The organism is Streptomyces rectiverticillatus (genome assembly GCF_013394065.1).
Taxonomy (GTDB): Bacteria; Actinomycetota; Actinomycetes; order Streptomycetales; family Streptomycetaceae; genus Streptomyces; species Streptomyces rectiverticillatus.
This window is the reverse complement of sequence record NZ_CP040752.1, coordinates 1,032,981-1,059,387: the sequence shown is the minus strand read 5'-3', so window position 1 is coordinate 1,059,387 and position 26,407 is coordinate 1,032,981. Positions and strand designations below refer to the sequence as shown.

The following is a 26,407-nucleotide window of genomic DNA, read 5'->3' as shown; positions in this document are numbered from 1 at the left end:
GCCTCACTGCCGGGCGTCGGACGGTAGCCGAGGCCTGAGGCGCAGCCCGACCTCTTCCTCCCGTACATCACCTATTCGCAAGGTCATGAGCACACCGTCGAGGGGGAGACCGGCACGAAGGCAAGCGTAGACAAGTGCCGCCGGCAGCCCGGGGTCGATGGCCGGCCCGGTGACCGTCGCCTCCGTGATCAGCCCGCCACGTGTGCCCAGAAGGAAGCCGTTCCCGTTCACCGGCACGCCGCAGACGAGGCTGCCGGGGAGGCGGTGCAGCGTCTCCCGGATCCAGCCGAGGGCGCTGACCGCGGTCTCAGCGGGATGCCGGCGCACCACTACCGAGGCACTCTCGGTCAGCCGGTGGTCCCGTTCCGCCTCGTCGCACGCCAGGTGCAGGAAGGTGCCGGCCGCTTCCTGGCGGTCGCCGGAAACGGCCGCCGGGTGACGGTGCACGGTAACTCTCGGGTGCCCGGCCGCGGACGCGGTGACGGCGGTGGTCACCGTCCATGAGGTCACGGTCGCGGCCGGGGGATCGGGGTGCGGCAGCGAGAGGACCGCCGGTGGGCCGGAGGTCGGCTCCGCCAGTTTGAGCAGGCGATACAGTGCCGCACGGAGCCGAGTGAGCGCCAGCCCCGGTTCCGCGAAGGCGAGCTCGGAGATCGCGGCGTAGCGGTCGGGACTGTGGCTCTGGACGGCGTCCTCGATCTGCCGGCGCAGGTCTCCTCGCGGGTCGAGGTGAGGTGCGGCCTGTGCGAGGCACGCGGCCGCTGTGCCGGGTACCGAGTCACTCCCGAACGCCGCGAGCAGCACCGGCTTGCCGAGGGCGGCGCCCATGAGCGTCACCGATCCGTGATCCCCCACGACGGCAGACGCTGCGACGAGCGCGGACCGCCAGGCATGAACCGTCGGCATCAACAGCAGGCCGGCTTCCAGCGCCTCGGCCTGGAGGGCACGGATCTGCCAGGATCCATGCGCAGCCCACACATTGGGGTGGACGACCGCGGCCACCCGGTACTCGTCGTACGGCAACGCGGCGAGCAGCTCGGCCGGCAGCTTCGGGTACCGGCCGAGCAGCGACGTCGGACCCCAGGTGGAGCTGACCACCACCAGACGCCGGCCGTCGGCGGCGCCCAGGGCGTCCCGGTAGGCGGCGGCCCGGGGCAGGCTGACGGCCAGCTCGTCGAAGCACGGGTCGCCGACGAGCAGCGTGCGACCCGCGGTCTTCGGATGGGTGGCGAGCAGTTGCCGTTCCTGATCGGGGTGCGAAACGGCGAGCCATGCGCGCCCGGACTCGAGCAGCGAGTCCGGTACGACGCCGGACAGCCGGGATCGCGGGGCCCGGGAGTCCGGTACGAGCTTTTGAAAGCCGATGCCGTGCGGCAGTACCAGTACGGGGCAGTCGCCTTCCGGTACGTCGATGTTCTCGCTGGCGGACAGGATCAGGTCGGGTGTGACGGTCTCCAGCTGTGACCAAGGCATGATCCGGCAACCGGAGTCGTGGAGCAGATCGAGAACGCCGTTGTTGAAGGCCGAGGTGGGGTCGTAGGCGAAGACGACGGTGATCCGGCTGTCACCACGCAGGAGGGCCGGCAGGCATTCCAGAACGCGTGCAGTCGATGTGACCGTGCGGGCCGCCACGACGAGTGTCTTCTCACCGTGGAACGTGGCCCAGCGATAGGCGTCATCGCCTACGGGGACACGAAGATGGGGGCCGCTGCTCCTACCGTTCACGGCCACCCCGAACGACTATCTGCGGGTGCCCTCGGGTGAGTCGTGCCTCACTCGCGGTTCGCGGTTCGCGGTTCGCGGTTCGCGGTTCGCGGTTCGCGGTTCGCGGTTCGCGGTTCGCGGTTCGCGGCCATGGTCGTCTATCGCAACTCAAGTGGTGCAGCAACCCTTCTGAGGAACCAGTGAGCAGGAGAGGCGACCCACGATACCCGGGGCGAGTTGACCCTCCCCTTCCGCCGCGGTTCAGGCCGTGGCCAGCAGGACCGTGCCGACGAGCGCCAGGCCGGCGCCCGCCGCTTGGACCGTGCGCAGTCGTTCGCGCAGGACGCCGCGTGCGGCGAGGGCGGTGACCACGGGGTAGAGCGAGGCGAGGACTGCGGCCACCGTGACGGGGCCGTGGTTCGCGGCGAGGGAGTAGGTGCCGTTGGCGGCGACGTCGGCGAGGCCGACGAAGGCGAGTGCGGGCAGTGCCGGGCGGATCGTGCCCCAGCCGCCTTCGGGCAGTGCGGTGTTGCCGCGGCGCACAGAGGCGTAGAGCGTGCCCGCGCCCACCACGACGTTGCACACGCGCTGGACGAACAGGGCGAGGAAGAGCCCGGTCAGGTTGTGCGCGGCCTCGGCGATCAGGGCCATCACGGAACCGAAGCCGAAGGCGGCGACGAGGGTGAGCATCAGGGTCTGCCGCTGGACGGGGGCGCCGCCCATGCTCGGACCGCTGGCCAGGACCACACCGGCGACGGCCACGGCGATGCCCGCGAACTGCAGGATCCCGGGCCGCTCGCCCAGGACGAGCCCGACGCCCAGCGGCACCGCGACGCCGCCGAGCGCTCCCAGTGGCGAGACCACCCCCATCGGTCCCAGGGCCAGTGCCTTGTAGAAGGCGAGCATGGCCGCTGGGCCCACGACGCCGGCGGCGGCCGCGTACCAGAGCTGCGGGCCGGCCTCCGTCCAGCCGGCCGTGGCGACGACGATCGCCCCGAGGGCGCCCACGGCCAGCAACTGCGACACCAGGACGACGGTCAGGGCCGGTATGCGCCGGGTGAGCAGCCCGCCGCCGAAGTCGGCCAGCCCCCACAGGAAGCTCGTGGTCAGGGCGAAGACCGCCGTCATGGGAAACCTCGCAGTACGGTGTGGTGATCAGTGCAGTGCAGCACACCGTAGTTCACTGTCCGGCCCGCTCCGGGGGCAGCCGCGGCATGATCATCCAGGTCGGGCAGGCCCGCACGAGCCCCAGCGTGGGGACGACGGCCGAAGGCGCTCAGCTCAGCTGAAGAACCCGGCCAGTCGGCCCAGCTGTGCGTCGAGGACGTCGAATCCGCCGTCGACGCGGATCAGCTGACCGGTCGCCGCACCGAAGTGGTCGTCGGCGACCAGGGCCACGGTGCGGGCCGCGTCCTCGGGCTCGACCAGCCGGGCGAGCACCGAACGGTCCGTCAGGTACTTCTCGAGGTCCTCCTGGAAGGCCCCTCCGGAGGCTTCGGTGCGCACTGCACCGAATGCGACCGTGTTCACCGTGACGCCGTACTGCGCGCCCACTCCGGCGACATGGCGGCTGAAGGTGTTGAGCGCGGCCTTGGCGGTGGAGTGCGCCACGGCCATGCCGATGTGGTCCGCCGCGGTGCTCGAGATGAAGACGATCCGGCCCGACCGCTGTTCGCGCATGACGGCGAGGACGCGCTGGCTGAGGTGGAACACCCCGGCCAGCTCGCCGTTGATCTTCTCGGCGAAGGCCTCCCAGGCCACCTCGGCGAAGGGCAGGAACGACGGGTTGACCGTGTTGGCGTTGCAGATCAGCGCGTCGATGCGGCCGTGTTCGGCGTACACCTTCCCGACGAGGTCGGCGACCTGCCCGCCGTCGCAGACATCGGCCCGGGCGGCCTGCGCGGAACCGCCGTCCTGTTCGATGGCGTCGACGACCGCCTCGGCGGGTCCGGCGCTGTTCCGGTAATTGACGACCACGTGGTATCCGCGTCGCCCCATTTCCCGGGCAGTGGCGGCACCGATTCCCCGGCTGGCTCCGCTGATCAGCGCAACGCGCTTGGGCTGGCCCACGATGTTCTCCTTATTACGGCGCTCATCATCACAGCGCTCATCGGTCACGTCGATCGGCCCGGCTGCAGCGGGATCTCACCGTATCGCCGCAGAGATCCACCGCGTCTCTACGGGCAGCCCACAGGTTTTCCGGTCAGCGGACGGCCACGGACGTCTCGGCCCGGATCACGTCCCGGGCGAACTCCACCGCCTCGGCCGCGGCGCTCGACGGGCCGAGCACGGAACCGCTCACGTACAGACCGTCGATGATCAGCATGATCCGGTCGCCCAGCCGTTCGGGGTTGGCAGCCGAGGTGCGCCGCGCCAGCTCCCGGAGCTGTTCGCGTACTTCCTTGAAGTGCTCCAGGGAGACCCGGTGCGCCGGATGGTCCGGGTCGGGGAACTCGGCGTGTGTGTTGCGCAGGGAGCAGCCGCGGGTGCCGGGTGCCATCCGCTGCACGGCGCGGACCACTTCGACGAGCTGCTCCTCGGGGGTGCTCGCCGCCGCGGCGGCGCTGGCCAGCGTCACGTCCCAGTCCCGGGTGCAGCGCTGGAGGTAGGCCACGACCAGCTTGTCCTTGCTGGCGAATTCGCGGTAGAGCAGCTGCTTTCCGCAGCCGAGCTCTTCGATGATCTGCTGCATCCCGACAGCGTGCACGCCGAAGCGGTCGAACAGATCGGCCGCGGCATCGAGGATGCGGTCGCGTGCGTCGGGCGTGGGTTTGCGCGCCATGAGTTCACAGACTAGCAGACCGATCGGTCCGCGCCCGGTGGACCGATCGGGCGACACCACCGGACCGATCGGTCTGCCTTTGCGGCCAAGTGCGTTGACAGCCCATCACGGAGCGGTCCATGCTGGGCCCGACCGATTACAGACCGATCGGTCCGTCTCTCCCGGAGGTTCCGATGCCCGCTCCGCCGCCTTCGAACGCCGTGTTCACGACGCTGACCCCCAGGGCCTACGGCATGCTGGCCGTGCTGTGCGGCGCGCTGTTCCTCGACGCCCTCGACGTGTCCATGAAGGGCGTCGCCCTGCCGGCGATCGGCACCGCACTCGGCATGTCGACCAGCGCACTGCAGTGGGTCATCACCGGCTACGTGGTGGGCTTCGGCGGCTTCCTGCTGCTCGGCGGGCGCGCCGCCGACCTGCTGGGCCGGCGCCGGATGCTGCTGATCTCGCTCGCGGTCTTCGTCGTCGGCTCCGCGGTCGGCGGAGCGGCGTCCGGCGGCCCGCTGCTGATCGCCGCGCGGTTCGTCACCGGCGTGGGCGCCGCCTTCAGCGCCCCGGCCGGGTTCTCGATCATCACCACGAGCTTCGCCGAAGGGCACATCCGCAACAAGGCGCTGTCCATCTTCACCGCGACCGGTGCGACGGGCATGGCGCTCGGCATGGTCATCGGCGGGCTGCTGACCGACCTGAACTGGCGCTGGGTGTTCTTCGCGCCCGCCGCGGTCGGACTGCTGGCCTTCGTCGGCGGCCTCTGGGTCGTCCCGCGCTCGGCCCGTCCGGCAGGCGGTGCGAAGGACTTCGACATCGCGGGAGCGGTGACGATCACCGCGACCATGCTGCTGGTCGTGTTCACCCTGGTGCAGGCGCCGGAGGCGGGCTGGGCATCCTTGCGCACCGTCGGCTCGCTCGTCGTCGCGGCGCTGCTGCTGGTGCTGTTCGTGCTGATCCAGCGCAAGGTCGCCACGCCCCTGGTCCGGTTGGACATCCTGCGTTCCCCCGCCCTCGTACGGGCCAACCTCGGCGCCATGTCCCTGATCGGGGCCTGGATCGGCGTCCTGTTCACCATGACGCTGTACCTCCAGGACTTCCGTGGCTGGTCGGCGATGGAGACCGGGTTCGCCGTGAGCCCCGTCGGTCTGGTCGCCGCCGTGCTCTCGACGCGAATCGCCGCGCCCCTGGTGGGCCGGTTCGGCATGGACCGGGTGATCCTGGCCGGTCTCGTCTCCGCGGCCCTGGCCTATCTGCTGCTCCAGTTCCTCTCCGCGGACACCGGCTACGCCACGCTGCTGCTGCCGTCGTTCCTGCTGATCGGCCTGGGGTTCTCGCTGGCCTACGGGCCGCTCACGATGGCCGCGGCCGACAGCGTCCCGGTGGAGGACCAGGGGGTGGCCGGCGGCCTGGTGAACACCTCGTTCCAGGTCGGCCCGGCGCTGGGGCTGAGCGTGGTGACCGCGGTCAACGCCGCGAACACCGGGACCGCCCCGGACGAGGTGCTGCACGGCCTGCGCGTCGCGCTGGTGGTGCCGCTGATCTTCGCCGTGCTCGGTGTGCTCGCCATGCTCCCCGCACTGCGCCGCCGCCGGGCCGTATCCCCGGCCCCGGTGCCGCAGGAGGAGACCGTGCGGGGGTGACGGCCCGCGCGGAAACGGCCCCCGGGACCGTTCCCGGGGGCCGGCGGGGCGGGCGGAGACCCTTCCTCGACCGCGGTTCACCCACGCGGTTCACCCACCGCGGATCACCAGGGCCAGCGCCAGCCCTCGTTGTCCGGGACCACCCAGTAGTGGTCGAGCTCGACCTTGGCGAAGTACCAGCGGCCGTCCCGGTGGACGTAGGCGTCGGTGAACTGGCCGATGCTGTTGTGGATCTCGCTCTCCCGGTCGAACCTGATCTTCTCCTCGAAGAACGACACACCGGTGGCGGTGTCCTCGCTGCGCACCTCCACCTGGTGCCCGTGGATGAAGTTCTTGAACGAGATCCGGGTGGCGCCGCGCTTGAACTCCAGAATCTTCGCCGGCAGGGCACTGTAGAAGTCGCGGATCCCGGCGCTGCCGTGGGCCTGGCCGAAGTCGCCGTAGTCGAGATGAGCGTCGTCCGTGAACAGAGCGCCCAGCCCGTCCCATTCGGCGTTGTTGAGGCACCGGTGGAATTCGGAGCGCAGCCTCGTCAGTTCACGGACGGCCTCCAGTTCACGGACGCGCTCGGTGAGGTGCTTCACCGTCTCGGCCAGATCTGTCGTGTGGTTCATGTGCCCTTTCCTTTCCTTTGGTTCGATGTCCGGTCTTTCGAAAGGAGACCTTCAATGAAGACAGTGGTCATTTCGGGCGGCACCTCCGGTATCGGGGAGGCGCTCGCGTACACGTATCTGAAGCGGGGGGACAACGTCGTCGTCATCGGCCCCAGCCCGGACAAGGGGGAGAAGTTCCTCACCAGGGCCGACGGCCTCGGCGCCGGCCCGCGGTCCTTCTTCATCCGGGCGGACCTCAGCCTGGTCGCCGAGAACGAGCAGGTCGTCGCGGAGATCCGGGAGAAGTTCCCGGTCGTCGACGCCCTCGTGCTGTGTGCACGCTTCTTCCGCTCGTACCGGCGGGTGACCGACGAGGGGTTCGAGCACAACTTCGCGCTGTACTACCTGAGCCGGTTCCTGCTCGGTTACGGCCTGGCCGACCTGCTGGAGAAGGCGCCCCGGCCGGTCATCATGAACGTGGCCGGACCGGGTATCGAGGCGGGCCGGATCCACTGGGACGACCTGGGACTCGAGCGCGGGTACGACGGCTGGGACGCCATGTTCCAGGGCGGCAAGCTCAACGACCTGCTCGGCGTCTCGTTCGCCGCCGGGCACCGGGGGTACCGGACCCGCTACGTCCTGGACTTCCCGGGTGGCACCGCGACCGGCTTCGCCGGGGAGTTCGACCCGGCGACGGCGGCGCACATCCGGGCGATGCTGCGGTCCGCGAAGCCGGTGGAGGCGGGGATCGCGCCGATCGTCGCGGCCATTGATTCCCCGCCCGCCGAACCGCTGAGCGCGTTCTTCGAGGGCCGGCGACTCGACCTGCGGCGGCACCGTTCCTTCGACGAGGCCGACGCCGCCCGGCTCGACGCCGTCACGCGCAAGCTCCTGGCCCGCTGAGCCGCGGGCGAGGGTACCGGGCGGCGGGCGGCACCACCCGCTCACCGTCCGGCACCCGCTCGACCGGCTCCCGGGAACGATGGACGTCATGGACGTCATGGACGTCATGGGCGTCCCCGCAGTCCGCCTGCCGCGGCTGCGGCGCCGAGCGCCGCGATCAGGGAGGTCGCCAGCAGCGCGGGCCGGTGGCTGTCGGCCGCCGTCATCAGGGCGGCGACCAGCGGCAGGCTCACGACGCTGCCGATCTGAACCCCCGTCTGGTACACCGGCACGGCCGTGCCGCGCAGCTCCGGTACCACGCTCCGGGCCGCCTGCAGGTTCAAGGCCGCGAAGGACAGCACGAACGCCGCCTCGACCAGGAGCAGCGCCGGCAGCGCAGTGGTCGCATACGCGAACGGACGCGGGCCCAGCAGGCAGTACAGCTGCCCCGCCAGCGCGGCCACCGCACCGGCGGCGATCAGCCGCCCCGTACCGAACCGCTGGACCAGGCGCCCGGCGAACGGGACCGCGACGGCCAGCGGTACGGAGGCGGGCAGCAGTCCGAGGGCGACCTGCCACGGCTGCCAGCCGAGGCCGGTGCTCGTCTCGAACGTCACCAGCAGCAACAGGCCGATGTAGGACCCGTTGAGGCAGGCCGCGCCCAGGGTCGCCCGCGCGAGGGGCCCGTTGCGCAGCACCGCAGCGGTGAGCCGCGGCGGTGCTTGCCGCGCGGACCCCGGGATCACGCGCAGCCCCCACAGCAGCAGCATCAGCGCGACCGGCGCGGGGAAGAGGAACGTCCACCGCCAGCTGTCGGCGGCCAGCGCTCCGGAGAGCAGCAGCCCCACGGTGAACCCCGCGGCGCCGAAGAGCGAGTAGACCGACACCGCTCTGCGTTGCGGGGCGCCGCCGGGGAAGGTGGTGCCGATCAGCGCCAGGCCGGCGGGTGCGGTCAGCGCCGCGCAGGCCCCCTTCACCAGCCGGGTGGCGACCAGCAGTGCCATGCCGTCGCCCAGGCCTCCGGCGACGGAGGCCGCGGCGAAGGCCAGCATCGCGGTGAGGTAGACGCGCCGCAGCCCCCAGCGCCCGGAGAGCACCGGTCCGAGCATCAGCATCGCCGCGAAGCCGAGGGCGAAGCCGCTCATGAGCCACTGCACCGACCACAGGGACAGCCCCAGGTCCGCACCGATCGAGGGCAGGGCCACCAGCACCACGGAGACCTCGATGGCGTCGAGGAGCATGTTGCCCGAGAGGACGACGAGCAGCGGCCAGTGGCCGCGTATCCCTTGGGCCGGTGCCGGCCCGGCGAGGAGCGGCTCAGCCACCGGCCGCCGCCTGATCGGCCAGCAGCTTCGGCAGCCGTTCGCTGACCAGCTCGATGTGCCTGGCCACGAGGTCGTCCGGCATCCCCGCGATGCTCGACCAGAAGATGAGATGCCTGACCGGGAGCCCCTTGATCCGCTCGTGGATACGGACGGCGGCGTCCTCGGGGGTGAGGATCTCCAGCGTCGCCCAGGACCCGTCCGCGGGGCGCTGCTCCGGGAAGTCACCGGCCTTCAGCAGCGGCGGGGCCGGGTGGTCGGTGCCCTCGACCGATCCCTGCCGGTAGGTGTTCATCTGGTGGACGAGGTGCGGGGCGATCCGCGGCCAGGCGGCCTCGGGGTCGTCGGCGAGGATCACCGGCAGCAGGTCCGAGACCCGCGCCGTGGCCGGGTCGTGGCCGCCTTCGGCCAGTCCCGCACGGTAATGCTCGAACATCTCTTGCCGGATGTGCAGCAGGCCGATGCCCAGACGGCCCGCGATCCGGGCGCCGCGCGGGCCGTAGAACCCGCCCCACACGGGCACCGGGTCCTGGATCGGGCCGGGGGTGATCCCGCCCTCGGCCCACAGCCTGCGGACCTCGCGGATGTTCCGCTCGACCCTGGCGAACCGGCCGGAGAACTCGGCCTCGAACAGCTGGTACTCGGGCACCCGGTATCCCGCGCCGACGCCCAGTTCCAGCCTGCCGCCGCTGATCAGGTCGACGACGGCCGCGTCTTCGGCGAGCTGGGCGGGCTTGCGCAGATTGGGCAGCAACACCGCGGTACCGATGCGGACGTTGCGCGTCCGGGCCGCCGCCGCGGCGGCGAACACCAGCGGCTGGGGGAGGTAGCCGTCCGGGAAGAGGTGGTGCTCGGTGAACCAGACGCCCCCGGCGCCGCGCCGGTCGGCCTCCTCGCAGAACTCCAGCGAGCGGGCGTAGTGGTCGGCCCACGGCCGGTGCCAGGCGTCCGGGTTGCGCAGGTCGAAGAGTAGTCCGACATCCATGTTCCGGTTCCGTTCGTCGCGGGGTGCTCACGTGCTCACGTGCTCGCGTGCTCACGTGCTCAGCGGTTGTCAATTGGGGTCCACAGGAGTCGACAGGGCCGGCGGAGCCGGCAGGGCCAGCCGTCAACGCGTGCCGTCCTGCCAGGTCCTGGGGCCTCGGAAGCCGCCCGACCGTTCGGGGCGGTGCCACGAGGCCACGGCCCGTGTCCCCCGGCCGCCCTCGGGTGGTGCGGCGGCCAGGAGCTCGAACAGGACCGCGGTGAGGGCGGCCAGTTCGCCGGGGTCCGGCTCGCCCCTGACGATCCGCAGGAACACCGGCCCGTCCGCGCCGGCCGGTTCCCCGCCGGCCGCCGGTGCCGTCGCGGCGCTCACTGCGGCGGGTTGCCGTGCTTGCGGCGCGGCAGGTCGGCGTCCTTGCGCTGCAGCATGGCGAACGCGCGGGCCAGCACGGCGCGGGTGCCGCCGGGGTCGATCACGTCGTCCACGAGCCCTCGTTCGGCGGCGTAGTACGGGTGCACCAGCTCCCGCCGGTACTCCTTGATCTTCTGCTCACGGGTGGCGGCGGGATCGTCCGAGGCGGCGATCTCCCGCCGGAAGACGACGTCCGCGGCGGCCTCCGCGCCCATCACCGCGATCTCGTTGCCCGGCCACGCCAGGGCCAGGTCCGTGCCGATCGAGCGGGAGTCCATCACGATGTAGGCGCCGCCGTACGCCTTCCGCAGCACCACCGAGATGCGCGGGACGGTGGCGTTGCAGTACGCGTACAGGAGCTTGGCGCCGCGCCGGATGATGCCCTCGTGTTCCTGGCCGACGCCCGGGAGGAAGCCGGGCACGTCCACGAGCGTCAGCAGCGGGATGTTGAAAGCGTCGCAGAACTGGACGAACCGTGCGCCCTTCTCGCTCGCGGTGATGTCCAGGACCCCGGCCAGTGCGGCGGGCTGGCTGCCCACGACACCGATCACCTGGCCGTCGAGGCGGGCGAGCGCACACACCAGGTTGGTGCCCCACTGGGCGTGCACCTCCGTGTAGTCCTCGTCGTCGACGATCTCGGCGATCACGTCGCGGATGTCGTAGGACCGGTTGCCGTCGAGGGGGACGAGGTCCAGCAGCCGGTCGACGCGGCGGTCGGCCGGGTCCGTGGCGGTGACGGCGGGCGGCAGCTCGCGGTTGTTGGACGGCAGCATGGACAGCAGCCAGCGCACCTCGGCGAGGCAGCTCTCCTCGTCGTCGTGGACGAAGTGCGCGACGCCGGAGGTGCCACCGTGGACATCGGCGCCGCCGAGCCCGTCGTGCGAGACCTCCTCGCCGGTCACCGTGCGCACCACGTCGGGGCCGGTGATGAACATCTGCGAGATGCCGCGGACGGCGAAGACGAAGTCGGTGAGCGCGGGCGAGTAGGCGGCGCCCCCGGCGCACGGCCCGAGCATCACGCTGATCTGCGGGATGACCCCGGAGGCCCGGGTGTTCCGCTGGAAGATTCCGCCGTAGCCGGCGAGCGCGGACACGCCCTCCTGGATGCGCGCGCCCGCTCCGTCGTTCAGGGAGACGAGCGGGCTGCCCGACGCCAGGGCCATGTCCATGATCTTCTGGATCTTCTGGGCGTGGGCCTCGCCGAGGGCGCCGCCGAAGATGCGGAAGTCGTGTGCGTACACGAAGACGGTCCGCCCCTCGACGGTGCCCCAGCCGGTGACGACGCCGTCCGTGTGCGGCCGCTTCGCCTCCAGCCCGAAGCCCGTGGCCCGGTGCCGCCGCAGCGGCTCGACCTCGGTGAAGCTCCCGGGGTCCAGCAGGAGGTCGATGCGTTCGTACGCGGTCAGCTTGCCCTTGGCGTGCTGGCGCTCGGTGGCCTTGGCGTCGGCACCGAGCCGGGCCCGTTCCTTCACTTCCCTGAGCTCGCCGAGCCGGTCGGCGAGGCTCTGTGGTTCCTGTACGGTCGTCACCGGTCCTCCTGCTCGTCTCGGGTGGCGGAGCGTCAGCCCAGCAGGGTCCCGCCGCTGGCGTCGATGAAGGCCCCGGTGATCCAGCGGGCCTCGTGCGTGGCCAGGAACGTCACCACGTCCGCGACGTCCACCGCCTCGCCGACCCGCTTGAAGGCCGACAGCTGTGCCATCTGCGCCACGGCGTCGGGGATGTCGAAGACCGGGCTGCCGTTGTTGGTGATGCCGGGGGCCACGCTGTTGACGGTGATCCCGCGCGGGGCGAGGTGCCGTGCGAAGTGCAGCGTGATCTGCTCGACCGCGCCCTTGGTCATCGAGTACGCGACCTGTTCGGGGTTGGCGACCCGCGTCAGCCCCGAGGAGATGTTGATGATGCGGCCGCCGTCGCACAGCAGCGGCAGGGCACGCTGCACGATGAAGAACGGCGCCTTGACGTTCACTGCGAGGAGCCGGTCGACCTCCTCGGGAGTGACGTCCTCCGGCGCGACGCCGGCCGGGGTGGTCACCGCGGCGTTGTTGACCACGATGTCGAGAGCGGTGGTGCCGGTCCGCTCCTTGAGGCCGTGCTCCAGGCCCAGGAAGAGCTCGTGCACGTCGCCGGAGACGCCGAGTTCGGCCCGTACGGCGAAGGCCCGGCCGCCGTCCCGCTCGATCTGCTCCACGGTCTCCTGCGCGGCGTCCTCGTTGGTCGCGTAGTGCACGGCGACCAGTGCGCCCTCCGCGGCCAGCCGCTGTGCGGTGGCCCGGCCGATGCCCCGGCTGGAGCCGGTCACCAGCGCGGTCTTGTTCTCCAGCCTGCCCATGATGAAACTCCTGTCCCTCGTTGTCGTGGTGGATGGTGCGGAAGAGCCGGACGGTGCGGCGTGCGGAGCCGCGGTGAGCGGCGGGGCGGCCGGGGTGCGCGGGAACCCGAGCCCGCTGATCATGCGGGCCAGCCGCCGGCGGACCGGGCCCAGCCGCATCAGCTCGCCGAAGACCTCCCGCAGCGGGTCCACCTCGTGCCCGCCGAGCAGCAGGAACGCCTGTGCCTGGATGTTGGTGAGCGTGCGGGTGCCCACGGGGTGCCGTTCCTCGTGGTAGCCGTCGAGGCGTGTGTCGTCCGCCCGGCCCGTGAGCCGCTCGGCCAGCCGCCCCCCGAGCGCGGCGGCGTCCTGCAGGCCGAGGTTGAGGGCCTGCCCGCCGACCGGCATCTGCACGTGGGCGGCGTCCCCGGCGAGCAGCACCCGGCCCTTGCGGTACTGCGTCGCCTGCCGCCGGGTGTCGTCGAGGGCGTTCAGCCACAGTGGCTCCCCGTGCCCGATGTCCTCGCCGGTCACCTGCGCCCAGGCGCGGACGACCTCGTCGAACCCCGGGTCCCCGCTGCGCGCGGCGGGTTCGGCGCCGAAGACGTGGACCATGACCCGTGTGCTGCCGTCGGGCCATTGGTGCGCGGTGGCAAGTCCGTGCTCCAGCCGCTCGAAACGCCGGCCGGGGATGTCGATCCCCGCGATGTCGGCCCGCAGCATCTCGCGGGTCGCGCCCCGGCCCGCGAACGTGAAGCCCGCGAGCTCCCGCACGGTGGACTGCCAGCCGTCGCAGCCGACGACGTAGCTGCCGCTCAGCTGCTTCTCCTCGCCGCCGGCCGTGACGGTCCCGGCCAGCACGTGGCCGCCCAGGTCCGCCAGGCGGACCAGGCGCTCCCCGCGCCGGATGTGTGCCCCCAGTTCCAGGGCCCGCTCCTGGAGCACGGCTTCGAGACGGGGCTGGGGGCACTTCCACTGCCCCGCGTACGGGTGGCCGGGGTCGGCGGCGGCCAGGTCCAGCCGGATGCCGCCGAAGTGCCCCGGCCCGCCGTCCGGGAGCGGGCCGAGCCGGTCGAGGACGCCGCGCTCGGCCAGCACCTCCATCGTGCGGGCGTGCAGGGTGGAGGCGCGCGACTCGGTCATCGGCCGGATCAGCTGCTCCACGACCACGACCCGTAGTCCGTACGCGCACAGGTCGCCGGCGAGGAGCAGGCCGACCGGTCCGGCGCCGACCACGACCACGTCGGCGGCCGGCGGGTGCCCGGCCGGCCGGCCGGGCGTCGGTGGGCTCGGTGCCATCGGTCAGCGCCGCGCTTCCGCATGGTCCTTGGCGTGGCCCAGGGTGGCCCGGCTGTTGTTGCCCAGAGCGTTCCGGATGAACTCCCTGGCCTCCGGGACACCCGCGTCCGGGCCGAGGACCTTCGTGATGTTCTCGGCCCTGATCACCACGGTGTGCTGGGAGCTCGCGGTGGTGACGCCGTCGGGGCCCTCGTCGAACTGCCAGTACCCGGTGTGCAGCGTCATCAGCGCGGGCAGCGTCGTCTGCTTGTAGGCGATGCGGCGGTGCGGGAAGCACACCCGGACCGACTCGGTGGTGTGCGCCGATCCGTCCTTGGTGAGGGTCTCCATGCGCAGCACCTGGAGGCCGGGCGTCTCCTCCGTCAGCGTGACCTCGTTGACGTGCGGCAGCCGCTCGGTCCACCGGTCGGCCTCGTTGACGAAGTCGTAGAGGTCCTTGGCGGCCCCGTTGACGGTGACGGTGTCGACGAAGGACAGCGTCAGCTCCTCGGTCCGCGTGGCCTGTTCGAGCCCCTCCTTCAGGGAGGGCAGTTCGGCGCGGCTGTTGCGGTCGACGGCCGCGTCGATCCAGGCCAGGCCCTCCGGGTCGTCGTCGACGGCCCGATAGGTGTGCAGGAGCCGCAGTCGGGTCTCCCGCTCGCCGAGCGGCTCGATGATCCAGGTCCCGCTCATCGAGGCCACCGGCGGCGCGGAGACCTCCTGCCGGAACGTGATGCGCAGCCCTTCCGGGTCGAGTTCCCGGATCGAGGTCCAGTTCTTCGCCTCGCCGTTGGCGGTCGCCCAGATGCGGATGCGCTCCAGGGCGCCCTCGCGCTCCAGGACATCGACGTACACCGACGGCGGGAAGAGCCTGGGCCAGTTCTCGACCTCGGCGAGGAGGCGGTAGACGTCCTCGGCGGCCGCCAGCACGGTGATCTCGTGCTCGACTTCGCGCTCGGCCGGCCCGGACACTTGCTCGGACACGGTTCTCTCCTTACGTCATCACGTGGCGGTCAGAAATTGCCCAGGCCGCCGCAGACGTTCAGCGCCTGCGCGGTGATCGAGGCGGCAAGGTCGGAGGCGAGGTAGCCGACGAGCCCGGCGACCTCCTCCGGCGTGGAGTACCGGCCGAGCGGGATCTTGGCCTGGAACTTCTCGAGGATCGCTTCCTCGCTGGTGTCGTAGGCCGCGGCGTACCCCTGCCGGACCCGCTGCGCCATGGGCGTCTCCACATAGCCGGGGCACACGGCGTTGACCGTGATGCCCGTCGGCGCCAGCTCGTTGCCCAGCGCCTTGGTGAAGCCGACGACGCCGTGCTTCGACGCCGAGTACGGGGCGCCCAGGACGACGCCCTGCTTGCCCGCCGTCGAGGCGATGTTGATGATCCGGCCGCGTTCCTTGGCGCGCATGCCGCCCGCGTTGAGCACCTCGCGGGTCATGCGGAAGACACTGGTGAGGTTGGTGGCGACGACGTCGTCCCACAACTCGTCGGCGATGTCGGCGGTCACTCCGCCGCCGCTGCGGCCCGCGTTGTTGACCAGGACGCCGATCGGTCCGAACCGGTTCACGGCGGCCGACACCACGGCCCGGACGTCCTCCCCGGACCGCACGTCGGCGGTGGTGCCGTCCACGTCGAGCCCCTCGTCCTGCAGGGACTTGACGGTCGCCGCGACCGCGTCGCCGTCGCGGGCACACAGGAAGACCCGGTGCCCCTGCCGGGCGAGCAGGCGTGCGGAGGCGAGGCCGATCCCGCTGGTCGCGCCGGTGACCAGGGCGACCCCGGCAGTGTTCTCGCTGTTCTCGGTGGATTCGGTCATGTCCGTCTCCCGTTCAGGCGGTGTGCGCGGCGGACAGGCAGTCGTTGACGAGCCGGAGCAGCGCACGCGGGGTGCGTGCCTCGGCCAGCACGTCCTCGCCCAGGCTGATCCCGAGCTCCCGCTCGATGCGGCCGACGGTCTCCAGCATCGCGAGCGACTCGTAGCCGAGGTCGTCGAAGGAAGAGTCGACGATGTCGCCGTCGAGATCGACGTTCTCGTCGGTGCCCGCGCCTTCCAGCAGCGTGGCCTTGAGCTCTTCGAGGGTGAATTCCCTGGCAGGCATGGAGGGTCCTTTCATCGGTAGCGGTCGTCAGGAGCGGGTGCGTGCGCCGGCGGCGCGGACGACCATGGCGGAGTTGAAGCCGCCGTGGCCGCGGGCGAGCACCAGGGCGCTGCGCAGCGCCGCCGGGCGCGGTGCGCCGGTCACCAGGTCGATCTCGTACTTCCCGGACGGGATGCTGCCGGTCGTCGGGGGGATGACCTGGTCGCGCAGCGAGAGGAAGGCCGCCGCCAGGTCGAGCGGTGCGGCGCCGGAGTACAGGCGTCCGGTCATGGTCTTCGGTGCGGTCACCGGCACACCGCGCGGTCCGAAGACCTTGATGATCGCCTCTGCCTCGGCCTGGTCCAGGGCCGGGACGGCGGCGGCGTCGGCGAACACCACGCCGATCTCGTCGGCCGTCATCCCCGCGTCCTCCAGGGCCAGCTCGACGGCGTTCTGCAGGGTGGGGGCGCGGTCACTGTCCGGCCCGGGGTCCAGGGTGGAGGCGTGGCCGGCGATCTCGCCGTACACCCGGGGGGCGCCGCGCCGCCGGGCGTACGCGGCCTCCTCCAGGACGAGCAGGGCGCCGCCCTCGCCGGGGACGTGTCCGGCGGCCCGGTCGTCGAACGGCAGGTACGCCTGCTCGGGGGTCTCGGAGGTGGAGAGCCGACCGCTGGTCAGCTGGGCGACCCAGCCCCAAGGGCAGATGGACGCGTCGACGGCGCCGGAGATCACCATGCCGGTGCCCTTGCGGATCTGCCGGCGGGCCTGGGCGATCGCGTCCAGTCCGCCCGCCTGGTCGCTGACCACGACGCTGCTGGGTCCGCGCAGCCCGCTGCGGATGGAGATCTGGCCGCTGTTGACCGCGTAGAACCAGGCGAAGGACTGGTACGCGCTCACGTACTGCCCGCCCTTGCTCCACAGGGCCCGCAGCTCGTTCTGGCCGAACTCGAAGCCTCCGGAGTGGCTCGCCGTGATGACCCCGACGTCGTACGCGGGCAGCTCGGACGGCACCGCGCCCGCGTCCGCGAACGCCCAGTCGGCGGCGACGAGGGCGAGCCGCGTCATCCGGTCGGTCTGCGGCAGCAGCCTGCCGGGCAGGTGGTCGGCGGCGGTGAACCCGCTGATCTCACCGGCCAGCCGGGCGGGGTAGGGCGAGGGATCGAAGTGGGTCACACGCCTGATGGCGCTGCGGCCGGCGAGGGTGGCCGACCAGTACTCCTCGATGCCGAGGCCGGTCGGCGCCACCACGCCGAGGCCGGTGACCAGCGTCGTGGTGCTCATCGGGGGCTCCGCTCCGGGTCGGCCAGCACGATCGCACTCTGGAAGCCGCCGAATCCGCTGCCCACCGACAGGACGGCGTCGGTCCGCCAGTCGCGTGCGGTCAGCGGTACGTAGTCCAGGTCGCACTCCGGGTCCGGGGTGTGGAGGTTGGCCGTGGGCGGCACCACGTCGTGCGTCATCGCCAGGACCGAGGCGGCGATCTCGATCGAGCCGATGGCGCCGAGCGAGTGCCCGACCATCGACTTGATGGAGCTGACGGGGGTGCGGTAGGCGTGGTCGCCCAGGCTGCGCTTGAACGCCGCCGTCTCGTGGCGGTCGTTCTGCTTGGTCCCGGAGCCGTGGGCGTTGATGTAGTCGATGTCCTCCGGGTCGAGCCGGGCCTCGTCCAGGGCCACCCGGATGGCCTCGGCCATCTCCGCGCCGTCGGGGCGCAGACCGGTCATGTGGAAGGCGTTCGAGCGGGTCGCGAACCCGGCCACCTCGGCGTAGATCCGGGCACCGCGGGCCCGGGCGCCCTCCAGCTCCTCCAGGACGAACACGGCCGAGCCCTCGCCCATGACGAAGCCGTTGCGGCCGGCGTCGAACGGCCGCGAGGCGTGCTCGGGGTCGTCGTTGCGGGGAGTGGTGGCCTTGATCGCGTCGAAGCAGGCCACCGTGATCGGGGAGATGGGCGCGTCGGTGGCGCCCGCGACCATCACGTCGGCCAGGCCGTCCCGGATGACGTCCGCCGCGTAGCCGACCGCGTCCAGGCCGGACGTGCAGCCGGTGGAGACCACCGTGCACGGCCCCTCGGCGCCCACGGCCCAGGCGACCTCGGTCGCGAACGAGCTGGGCACCATGTAGTTGTAGAGGTGCGGTACGGCGTACTCGTGGTCGACCAGTTCCAGGCGGCCGCCGTCGCTGACGGTGCGGTACTCCCGGTCCAGGCCGGTGGTGGCGCCGACCGCGCTGCCGATGGTCACGCCCGTCCGGCGCGGGTCCAGCGCACCGAACTCGATGCCGCTGTCGGCGACCGCCTCGCGCGCGGTGACCACGGCGAACTGGGCGGCCCGGTCCATCCGCCGGATCTCCTGCGGGCTCAGCCCGCAGAGCCCGGCGTCGAAGTCCACCTCGGCGGCGACCTGCGAACGGAACGGCGAGGGGTCGAAGAAGGAGATGCGGCGGGTGGCGGTGCGCCCGTCCGTGAGGAGTTTCCAGAACTCCTTGGTGCCCTGCCCGCCGGGTGCGGTGACACCGATGCCGGTGATCACCACCCGGCGGCCGTGGCCGTGCGCGGGGCTCACGAAGCCCTCCAGTCGTAGAAGCGGCGGGCCATGGCGTCCTTGGGCGAACGCCAGGTCGCGGGGTCGTAGGCCTCGATGTGCGGTTTGAGGTCCTCGCTGATCCGGACGAACCGGGGGTCGGTCTTGGCCTCCTCGATCAGCCGAGAGCCGTTGTCCTCGTCGAAGTCCTGCAGGTGGAAGTAGAGGCCCCGGTACTCGAAGAGCCGGCGGCGGCGGGTGCCCATGCGATGGGGCATGTCCGTCCGGTCGAAGGCGGCGAAGAGCGCGGCGACTTCCTCCGCCGAGCCGGGTGCCATCCTCGCCACGATCAGAGTGCTGTGCATCGTTCCCCTTCTGGTGCTCATCGGGCCGGCCCGAACCAGCGGAACAGGGCCGTCGGAAGGTCCTGGAGGCTGCCGGGGGCAGCCCAGGCGATGTGTCCGTCGGGTCGCAGCAGGACCGCCGCGGTACGCGACAGCGGGCTGTCCGAAGGGACGTTGCGGGGGGCGGCCGTGACGACGTCGACCCGGTCGTCCCACCCCCGCGCCCGGCCCCGCAGGACGGCGTTGTCCGCGAGGTCCAGAAGTACTCCGCGCCCCGGCCGCAGCAGCTCGACACTGCTGGTGGGCCGGGAGCCACGGGCGAGTTCGAGCTTCGGCATGCGCGCCCCCAGCAGGGGGTGGCGGCCGCCGCCCACGTCGTAGCGGATGTCCAGGCCGCTGACCCGGGCGGCGAGTTGCCGCTCGGCCTCGGGGTGGTCCAGCAGTTCGCCGAGGACTTCCCGCACCGGCCCCACCTCGTCGCCGCCGAGGAGCAGCATGCTCTGGGCCCGGGTGTTCGCCAGCAGTCTGCGGCCGACCTCGTGCCGCTCGTCGTGGTAGGTGTCCAGCAGCGCCCCGGGCGCCGTGCCGCGCACCACGGCGGCGAGCTTCCAGCCGAGGTTCACGGAGTCCTGGATGCTGGTGTTCATCCCCTGTCCGCCCGCGGGGAGGTGGACGTGGGCTGCGTCCCCGGCCAGGAGCACCCGGTCGCGCCGGTACTCGGTGACCTGGCGGGCGGCGTCGCCGAACGCGCTGACCCAGACCGGCTCCGCACCGGAGATGTCGGTGCCCGTCAGGCGCTTCCAGACATCGGCCACCTCGCTGAAGCCGGGCGTCCCGGTCCGCCGCTCGGGAGGCGGCGTGCCGCGCTCGCCGACGATGATCCGGTGGATGCCGCCGGGGAGCCGCGCCACCATCACCATGCCGCCGGAGGTCCGCTCGGCCGTCATGCGGGGTTCCAGCTCCACCCCGCGGACGTCGGCGAGGAACAGCTCGGTCGTGGCGGGCGTGCCGGGGAAGTCGAAGCCCGCGGCCTTGCGGACGGAGCTGCGCCCGCCGTCGCAGCCGACCAGGTACCGGGCCCGCAGGCCGCGCTCGCCGCCGCGGACGGTGACGGTCACCCCGTCGGCGTCCTCGGCGAATCCGGTGAACTCTTGGCCGCGCCGGATGTCCGCGCCCAGCGTGCGGGCCCAGCTCTCGAGCACGGCCTCGGTCGCCGCCTGCGGAACGGTCCTCGCGGCCCCGTGCGCGGCGCCGAGCAGGCCCAGGTCCAGCGGGATGCCGCCGAAGTGCCCCGCCTTACTGGTCTCGATGTCCCCGAAGCGGGGGAGCAGACCGCGCTGGTCGAAGACCTCCATGGTGCGGACGGTGAACCCGATGCCCCGTGATTCTCCGGTGCGTTCGGGCAACCGGTCCAGCACGATGACATCGACCCCTGCCAGGCGCAGTTCCCCGGCCAGCATGAGCCCGGCGGGACCGGCACCGACGACAATGACCGAAGCGTCCATGGTTTCTCCAGAGAAAGGGCGTCAACACCGGTGTTTCCAGGGGTAATTCGTTGCCGTGAGCTATTTGTTCTCCATGTTGCGGGCGATCCGGGCCAGGACGTCATTGGCGGCCAGGAACTCGTCCTCGGAGATTCCGGCGAGCGACGTGGCCGCGTGGGAGTTCACCAGCGCCTCGGCCCGGGTGTGCGCCGCCTCACCGGCCTCGGTGAGCGCGATCGTCCCGCCGTTCACCACGGTCCAGCCCCGGGCGTTGAACTCCTCGACGACGGCCCGGTACGAGCGGGCGCGGTCGACGGCCAGGAAGGGGGCGAATGCCACGTCGATATCGGCGACGGTATGCAGGCCGATACTGATGGCGTGCAATACCTGCCACTGCCGCCGGCTCAGATTTTCTCCCGCCAGCGCCCGGGCCGTGGCCGCGTCGAAAAGCTGGTGCAGATGCAGAAGCCAGTAGCCGATGCGCTTGGTCGTGTTCTGCTGGAGCATGGAGAGCACCTGCCTCGGGAATGAGAAGGTCATGAATGCGCGGGGTTTTGCCGGGAGACGGCTCCGGCTCTTCGCGATAATCCGACCCTGTCATCCGGTGCCGACGGGCCACAAGGCGGAGCGGAAGAACCTGCGGTGCACCCGCAGGTTCCCTTACGGTGCACCCGCAGCATTTCCTGTGGTGACCACAGGATTTCCTGCGGTCACCACAGGATTGCCCGCGCCGGGCAACCCTGCCGCACCGAATATTCGGACCGACGGATTCCGTCTCAACGCAAAAGCGCCGCCCACCCCCGGCAGGGGGTGAGCGGCGCCACGCGGAGTACTAGGCGGCGACCCCCAGGGCCGCGACCAGCTCCCGCCTGCCGGAAATGCCGAGCTTCCGGTAGACGCTGGAGAGATGGAATTCGACCGTGCGCACGGTCAGGAAGAGCGTCTCGGCGATCCGGCGGTTGCTGTACCCGGCCCGGGCCATCTGCGCGATCTTGAGTTCCTGCCGGGTGAGGGCAGGGCTGCCGTCCGGGCCGCTCACGCGCTCCAGCGCCGAGCGGACCCGCTGCGCCCAGAAGGAGTTGCCGCACGCGCGCGCCACCTCGCCGGCCGCCCCCAGCCGGCTCCGGCCACCGGTCACGTCCTTCCGCTCGATCAGCAACGTGCCCAGGTCGTAGAGCACATGCATCAGCTCGGTACGTGCCTGTCCCAGGTCGAGCAGCTGCGCGGCCTCCTCCAGTAGCGCCACCGAGGTCTCGTCACGGCGTGCCATGGCCGCGGCATGCAGCGCCGTGCCGACGCCGCGGGCCGCCCCCCACTTCCGCGCCGCGATGAGCTCGTCCTCGGCCAGCGCGAGCGCGAGGTCGTGCCGGCCGGCCGCGAGTGCTGCGAAGGCCGCTTTCGAACGCCAGGTCACCACCGCGGGGTTGCCGACGTTGAAGGCGGCCAGGATCCGGCCGCAGGCGGTGTAGTCGTCGATGGCGTGCCGGAACTGACCGGCGGCCATGTGCAGCGCGCCCCGGGCGGCCAGCAGCTGCGCACGGTCGGGCGGGCCGCCGCCGAGCCGGCCGGCCAGGTCGTGTGCCAGCAGCACCTCGTGCGCCCGGTCCAGCTCGCCCAGGTGGACCAGCGCCTCGATCAGCCACGAGACCACCAGGCAGACCGGCAGTACCGTCACCTTGCGGGCGAGCAGCGACGTGAGCAGGTCCGAGGCCCCGGCCGCATCACCGGACAGCAGACTGCTGCGGGCGCACAGCAGCATCAGCAGGCCCTGGTGCCGCGCCGAACCGGCCCATACGGGGTCCCGGGCCAGGCGCTCGCACTGCGCGTTCGCCGACATCAGGTCGCCGGTGTAGAGCAGGGCCAGGACCGCCAGCCACATGGAGTCCGCGTCCGAGCGTGCCCCGTCCGACTCCAGCACCCACTCCGTCTGCTCGATGACCACCGCCCGGCTCACCCCGAGGTTCGCCAGTTCCATGCTGTGCACGGCCATGCGCAACCCGTCGGAGCGCATGCGGTCACCCTCGGCCCGCAGCAGGAGCCCCGGGGTGTAGGTGATCGCGCCCTGCCGCGGCAACGGCCCCCAGGGGTCGCGGACGGCCCTCTCCCGCGCCCTCTCGTCCCGGCCCACGCGACCGATGCCATTCCGCCACCCCGGCGCGATCGGACTGCTGCACTCGGCGATGTTCATTACTTCCCCCATAGCTGTCATCTGCGTCATGTGGCGTAGTGCCACAAGCGGGCTCGTGCACGGCGGAGCCGAGAACGGGCGGCTCGCGCCGGCACATCGTGAGCGGGTCGGAGAAGAGATCTGTGGATTCCGCGGCACGCGTACAAGGCCGGAGCGCCGATTGTCCGGCTCGCGCCATTGCGAGGGACGGGGAGTGTGTCGGGCGAAGGGTCACCGGCAATTAGTTTGACGGTACACGACTCTGCTTCGCGTATAACAAGACAGCCGGCATGAGCCCCGTCTCATCGGATACAGGGCGGTCCCGAGCAATGACAGGGCCACGACTACGTATTACACAACCGTATGGATGCGGCGCCGAAGGCAACCCTATGGCTGATGCCGAAGTCCTTATACGACTACGGCATCACCCGGACCTGTCGCGCTCCCCCGCGGCACGGAGTTCAAGATCCCTGGCGAATTGCTGCCACTGTTCCGCACAGTGCTGGGCGGCCCAGACCGCGTCGGACAGCCGGTGCGCCGGCACACTGCCGGCCAGCCACTTCCACCGGTCGGTGTCCATCGCGTGCGCGCTCCACAGCCTCAGGAGCGTCCGTCCGGCCTCGGTGAAGCGCAGCGAAGGGTCCTTGCGCAGATTCGGCACGGCTGCGTGAGCGACCAGGTGGGGCGGCACTTGGACCACCTCCTCACCGGCCCCGGGGGCCCTCGCTCCGGTGCCGTCGCCGGAGGCCGGGGCGCTGCCCCCGGGAGCGTCGCGCTGCTCGGCGGCCCGCAGCTTCGGTGGCACCGGGTCCTCGCCGAGGCGTAGCCGCTCGCGCACGCTCCTGGCCGTGGCGACGGCGATGCCGGCCACTGCGGCGACCTCCCGTAGGGACGCGTTGGGCCGGGCCAGGAGGAACTCCCCGGCGCGCCTGCGTGCTTGGGCCGCATCGGCATGGAGCGGACGCACCCTGCCGTCACGCCCCGTCCTGCCGTTCAACTGTCCAGCCGGGATGGTTGAACGGCTGCGCAGTGCGGCGACGGTGGTGGGCGAAGTGCCGGTGACCGACGCGATCCTGCGGTCCGACCAGTGCGGATGGCTCTCGATGATGCGTACGGCCGCCGCAGCACGGTCGGCCCGCGAAAGGGGCATCCCGTGCCGGGTGTTCAGCCTGACGGCGAGGACGAAGGCATCCTCGGGAGTGCCGTCGACGAAGCTGACGTCTATGCGTTCCTCGCCCCGCAGCAGGGCCGCGCGCACCCGGTGCACGCCGTCCACGACGCGCAGGGTGGACCGGTGGACGACGACGGGAGGCAGGGGGATGCGCGACTCGGCCAGTAACCGGGCGTACCGGGGGTCCTCCCCGGCGATGCGCGGGGATCCGCTGATCAGCAGGGTGCTGACGGGCACGGACTCCGGCGGCCCCGGCCGGTACGCGGCGCACTCCTCCATGGCCGTCACGGGGCCGGCCGGTGCATCGGATAGGGGGCTTCTCTCCGTGCGCGCGGCGGTGAGGTGCGCGCCGACGCGTCCTCCGTCAGTGTCATGGCAGCTCACCAGCCCGCTCGGCACGCAAGTCCCTTGTCCGAAAGTGTCAACGACGTACGTGAAGTGTCCAATATATTGGCACCAAGTGCATGCCGGGGCAAGCGAGTTGATGTGCGGCCCGGCAGCGCGCAGGAGCCGGCGCAAGGGGTGAAGCCGGGCGGTCTGATGAGGGAGCGTGTGCATGATGGCAGGTGATGACCAGGGCCGTGCCGGGTCGCTGGCCGAGCGGCTGAACGCCTTGTTCGCACGGGTGCGCTGGTGCGACGCCCACGGACGGCAGCGGGAGTACTCGACGGCCGAGGTGGCCAAGGCCGTCACCGCCGACCCGTTGCATCCGGCGACGCTGTCGCGCAGCTACCTTGCGATGCTGCGCAACGGTTCGCACGCCAACCCGACGCTCGCCGTGCTGGAGGGGCTCGCGAAGTTCTTCCACGACCATCGCCCCCCCGGATCGCCGTCGATCACGGTCCAGTCCCTGGTGGGGCAGCAGGACGACCCCGAGGACGAGCTGCGAAGGCAACTTGCCAGCCGGCAGGTCCGTATGATCGCGATGAGAGCGGGCGCGATGACACCGACGATGCGCGAGCAGCTGCTCAAGATGATCGACACCTTCGACCAGGACGGAAGCACCGACCCGGGCACCCGGACATGAAGGAAGGACCCCGTGGCCCTACGCGAACGCGAGCTCCGCCGTTACTGCAAACGCCTTCTGCGCCGACTCGACATCCAGCCTCCCCTGAAGGTGGAGGAGTTGTGCCGGAAACTCGGCGAACACCGCGGAAAACCCATCCGGTTGATTCCCTGGGCGCTGCCGGCGCCCGGCCCGTTCGGCGTGTGGATATCCCGCACGGACGAGGAACATATCTTTTACCAGAAGGAAACGACCCGGGTACACCAGGACCACATCATCCTGCACGAGATCGGCCACATCCTCGCCGACCACCAGGACGGCGGGGCCATGGACGAGGACCTCTCCGTCCCGGGCGTGGACTATCCCCGCGACCTGATCCTGCGGAGATTCCGCCGCACCTATTACACCGAGGACTACGAGCGCGAGGCCGAGCTGGTGGCGACCATCATCCAGGAGTGGGCGGTGGTGATCGACTACGCCGCCCCGTGCGCCGCCGGGGACGCCGCGGAGGACGCCGCCCTGGGCCCGCTGCGCTCCGCGCTGAACGCCCGCTGGGGGTGGACGTGATCTTCCAGGTGCCCGTGACCGTCATGCTGATCATCGGGTCGGTGTGGAAGGTCGCCGATCTGATCCGCGCCCGGCACGACCGGGTGCTGCGGATGCTGGCCGTCTGCCTGCTCCTGCTGACCACCGGCGAGATCCTCAGCTTCCCCGAGGCCAGGAGTGCGATCGACGCCGTCACGGCCGTCGGCGTCGGCAAGGTCGTCTACAACGGCGTCTACATGTCCGGCCTCAGCTCGCTCATCCTCTTCTTCGCCGCCTCCGTGCGCGGCGCGCCGCCCGCGGTCTACTCGCGGCAAGTGCGCTTGCACACGGGCCTGTTCGCCGCCACCCTGGCCGCCTTGGCCGCGGCCATGTCCGCCACACCCCCCGCGCTGCGCGGCCACACCCTGCATTCCCCGCACCTGGCGGAGCCGGCCGTCGCCGCCTTCTACGTCATCGGCGGCGTCTACTTCGTCTACGCCTACCTCACCTCCGGCCTGTGGGCGCTGCGCTACACGCGCATGGCGTCCCGGCACCTGGCGCTCGGCCTGCGGGCCATGACCCTCGGTCTGTTCGGTCTGGCGATCACGTCGGTCAACCGCGTCATCTGGGTGTACCTGCGCATCCACTCGCCCGGCTCGCACCGGCTCATCGACACGGTGAATCGCGCGATCGCCGACCTGGCGCTCGGCACCGTACTGATCGGGCTCGGCCTCTCCGCCGGCGTTCAACTGCTGACACACCTGCGGTCGATCGCCCGCCACCGCCGTATGTACCAGGAACTCACCCCTCTGTGGACGGCTCTCTCCACCGCCTACCCGGAGATCGTCCTCCACCGGGAGCCGGCCGCCTCCCGGTGGGACCGCTTCCGGTTCCGCCGCACCCACGAGCGGTTCTACCGCCGCCTCATCGAGTGCCGCGACGGCCTGGTGCGCCTGAGCCCGTACCTCACCCGCGTCGCGCCCGGCACCGACCTCGCCCACTGCCCGCCCGACCGGCTCGCCGGGCACATCACCGCGGCGCTGGCCCTGAAGCCGGCGGCCGAGGACCCCGACGCCGCGTGGCCCGCCGCGCGGGTCGCGCTCCCCTCCGGCAACGACCTGAGTGCCGACGCCGGCGAACTGATCGCCCTGTCCACCGCTTGCGCCCGGGAAACCCGCGAACAGGCCGCCACGCACGCCGCCGCACGATGACTCCG

The 26,407-nt window shown here is 71.5% G+C and carries 25 protein-coding genes and 1 pseudogene; 6 read left to right on the top strand and 20 right to left on the bottom strand.

Features of this window, described 5'->3' with window-relative positions; genetic code table 11:
- Positions 1–3: 3 nt before the first annotated feature.
- A complete protein-coding gene (locus tag FGW37_RS04270) occupies positions 4–1,632 on the bottom strand; it encodes a hypothetical protein (RefSeq protein ID WP_246430261.1) in 1,629 nt (542 codons plus the stop codon).
- Between the two features lie 333 nt (positions 1,633–1,965).
- On the bottom strand, positions 1,966–2,832 hold the full coding sequence (locus tag FGW37_RS04265) for a DMT family transporter (RefSeq protein WP_179079828.1): 867 nt from the start codon (positions 2,830–2,832) through the stop codon (positions 1,966–1,968).
- 62 nt (positions 2,833–2,894) lie between these two features.
- Between FGW37_RS04265 and FGW37_RS33155 the strand changes: the two are divergent.
- A pseudogene (locus FGW37_RS33155) lies at positions 2,895–2,975 on the top strand (transcriptional regulator); the annotation flags it as partial.
- 10 nt (positions 2,976–2,985) lie between these two features.
- Here FGW37_RS33155 and FGW37_RS04260 read toward each other — a convergent pair.
- Together FGW37_RS04260 and FGW37_RS04255 are read right to left on the bottom strand one after the other, a co-directional pair.
- Positions 2,986–3,774, bottom strand: a complete 789-nt coding sequence (locus tag FGW37_RS04260) for an SDR family oxidoreductase (protein WP_179079827.1) — start codon at positions 3,772–3,774, stop codon at positions 2,986–2,988.
- Between the two features lie 133 nt (positions 3,775–3,907).
- Positions 3,908–4,486 (bottom strand): TetR/AcrR family transcriptional regulator, encoded by a 579-nt coding sequence (locus tag FGW37_RS04255; RefSeq protein ID WP_179079826.1) that lies wholly within the window; start codon positions 4,484–4,486, stop codon positions 3,908–3,910.
- Positions 4,487–4,659: 173 nt separating this feature from the next.
- Here FGW37_RS04255 and FGW37_RS04250 point away from each other — a divergent pair, with 173 nt between their 5' ends.
- Positions 4,660–6,114: an MFS transporter gene (locus FGW37_RS04250; RefSeq protein ID WP_179079825.1), complete on the top strand. Its 1,455-nt coding sequence runs from the start codon at positions 4,660–4,662 to the stop codon at positions 6,112–6,114.
- A gap of 104 nt (positions 6,115–6,218) precedes the next feature.
- On the opposite strand, the gene FGW37_RS04245 is transcribed toward FGW37_RS04250, so the two are convergent.
- Positions 6,219–6,728, bottom strand: coding sequence for a nuclear transport factor 2 family protein (locus FGW37_RS04245; RefSeq protein ID WP_179079824.1), 510 nt, complete (start codon positions 6,726–6,728; stop codon positions 6,219–6,221).
- A 54-nt stretch (positions 6,729–6,782) separates the two neighbouring features.
- Between FGW37_RS04245 and FGW37_RS04240 the strand changes: the two genes are divergently transcribed.
- Positions 6,783–7,610 (top strand): SDR family NAD(P)-dependent oxidoreductase, encoded by an 828-nt coding sequence (locus FGW37_RS04240; RefSeq protein ID WP_179079823.1) that lies wholly within the window; start codon positions 6,783–6,785, stop codon positions 7,608–7,610.
- Between the two features lie 104 nt (positions 7,611–7,714).
- On the opposite strand, the gene FGW37_RS04235 is transcribed toward FGW37_RS04240, so the two are convergent.
- The 15 genes from FGW37_RS04235 to FGW37_RS04165 all read right to left on the bottom strand — a co-directional run bounded on the left by FGW37_RS04235 (position 7,715) and on the right by FGW37_RS04165 (position 23,939).
- Positions 7,715–8,914, bottom strand: coding sequence for an MFS transporter (locus FGW37_RS04235; RefSeq protein WP_246430260.1), 1,200 nt, complete (start codon positions 8,912–8,914; stop codon positions 7,715–7,717).
- Complete coding sequence (locus FGW37_RS04230; RefSeq protein ID WP_179079822.1) at positions 8,907–9,896, bottom strand: LLM class flavin-dependent oxidoreductase; 990 nt, start codon at positions 9,894–9,896, stop codon at positions 8,907–8,909. The genes FGW37_RS04235 and FGW37_RS04230 overlap by 8 nt, the downstream gene beginning before the upstream one ends.
- Before the next feature lie 123 nt (positions 9,897–10,019).
- Positions 10,020–10,268, bottom strand: a complete 249-nt coding sequence (locus FGW37_RS04225; protein WP_246430259.1) for an acyl-CoA carboxylase subunit epsilon — start codon at positions 10,266–10,268, stop codon at positions 10,020–10,022.
- Complete coding sequence (locus FGW37_RS04220) at positions 10,265–11,836, bottom strand: acyl-CoA carboxylase subunit beta (RefSeq protein ID WP_179079821.1); 1,572 nt, start codon at positions 11,834–11,836, stop codon at positions 10,265–10,267. Before FGW37_RS04220 ends, FGW37_RS04225 begins: the two co-directional genes overlap by 4 nt.
- A gap of 32 nt (positions 11,837–11,868) precedes the next feature.
- Entirely contained in the window at positions 11,869–13,914 is a 2,046-nt protein-coding gene (locus tag FGW37_RS04215; RefSeq protein ID WP_179079820.1) for an SDR family oxidoreductase, read from the bottom strand.
- 3 nt (positions 13,915–13,917) lie between these two features.
- On the bottom strand, positions 13,918–14,865 hold the full coding sequence (locus FGW37_RS04210; protein ID WP_179084499.1) for an aromatase/cyclase: 948 nt from the start codon (positions 14,863–14,865) through the stop codon (positions 13,918–13,920).
- Between the two features lie 41 nt (positions 14,866–14,906).
- Positions 14,907–15,710: an SDR family NAD(P)-dependent oxidoreductase gene (locus tag FGW37_RS04205; protein WP_179079819.1), complete on the bottom strand. Its 804-nt coding sequence runs from the start codon at positions 15,708–15,710 to the stop codon at positions 14,907–14,909.
- Positions 15,711–15,723: 13 nt separating this feature from the next.
- Positions 15,724–15,993, bottom strand: a complete 270-nt coding sequence (locus FGW37_RS04200; RefSeq protein WP_179079818.1) for an acyl carrier protein — start codon at positions 15,991–15,993, stop codon at positions 15,724–15,726.
- Positions 15,994–16,020: 27 nt separating this feature from the next.
- Positions 16,021–17,253 (bottom strand): ketosynthase chain-length factor, encoded by a 1,233-nt coding sequence (locus tag FGW37_RS04195; RefSeq protein WP_179079817.1) that lies wholly within the window; start codon positions 17,251–17,253, stop codon positions 16,021–16,023.
- Positions 17,250–18,536: a beta-ketoacyl-[acyl-carrier-protein] synthase family protein gene (locus tag FGW37_RS04190; RefSeq protein ID WP_179079816.1), complete on the bottom strand. Its 1,287-nt coding sequence runs from the start codon at positions 18,534–18,536 to the stop codon at positions 17,250–17,252. The genes FGW37_RS04195 and FGW37_RS04190 overlap by 4 nt, the downstream gene beginning before the upstream one ends.
- Positions 18,533–18,859, bottom strand: a complete 327-nt coding sequence (locus tag FGW37_RS04185) for a TcmI family type II polyketide cyclase (RefSeq protein ID WP_179079815.1) — start codon at positions 18,857–18,859, stop codon at positions 18,533–18,535. Before FGW37_RS04185 ends, FGW37_RS04190 begins: the two co-directional genes overlap by 4 nt.
- A gap of 17 nt (positions 18,860–18,876) precedes the next feature.
- Positions 18,877–20,343, bottom strand: a complete 1,467-nt coding sequence (locus FGW37_RS04180) for an FAD-dependent monooxygenase (RefSeq protein ID WP_179079814.1) — start codon at positions 20,341–20,343, stop codon at positions 18,877–18,879.
- A gap of 60 nt (positions 20,344–20,403) precedes the next feature.
- On the bottom strand, positions 20,404–20,829 hold the full coding sequence (locus FGW37_RS04175; protein ID WP_179079813.1) for a MarR family winged helix-turn-helix transcriptional regulator: 426 nt from the start codon (positions 20,827–20,829) through the stop codon (positions 20,404–20,406).
- Positions 20,830–21,154: 325 nt separating this feature from the next.
- The gene (locus tag FGW37_RS04170) at positions 21,155–22,450 is read right to left on the bottom strand and encodes a helix-turn-helix transcriptional regulator (RefSeq protein WP_179079812.1); all 1,296 of its coding nucleotides are present in this window, start codon (positions 22,448–22,450) and stop codon (positions 21,155–21,157) included.
- A 463-nt stretch (positions 22,451–22,913) separates the two neighbouring features.
- The gene (locus FGW37_RS04165) at positions 22,914–23,939 is read right to left on the bottom strand and encodes a ParB/RepB/Spo0J family partition protein (RefSeq protein WP_179084498.1); all 1,026 of its coding nucleotides are present in this window, start codon (positions 23,937–23,939) and stop codon (positions 22,914–22,916) included.
- A gap of 277 nt (positions 23,940–24,216) precedes the next feature.
- Here FGW37_RS04165 and FGW37_RS04160 point away from each other — a divergent pair, with 277 nt between their 5' ends.
- The 3 genes from FGW37_RS04160 to FGW37_RS04150 are packed head-to-tail and all read left to right on the top strand — an operon-like array spanning position 24,217 to position 26,402.
- Positions 24,217–24,687 (top strand): hypothetical protein, encoded by a 471-nt coding sequence (locus tag FGW37_RS04160; RefSeq protein WP_246430258.1) that lies wholly within the window; start codon positions 24,217–24,219, stop codon positions 24,685–24,687.
- Between the two features lie 12 nt (positions 24,688–24,699).
- A complete protein-coding gene (locus FGW37_RS04155; RefSeq protein ID WP_179079811.1) occupies positions 24,700–25,233 on the top strand; it encodes a hypothetical protein in 534 nt (177 codons plus the stop codon).
- Entirely contained in the window at positions 25,224–26,402 is a 1,179-nt protein-coding gene (locus FGW37_RS04150) for an MAB_1171c family putative transporter (RefSeq protein WP_246430257.1), read from the top strand. Before FGW37_RS04155 ends, FGW37_RS04150 begins: the two co-directional genes overlap by 10 nt.
- Positions 26,403–26,407: the final 5 nt, after the last annotated feature.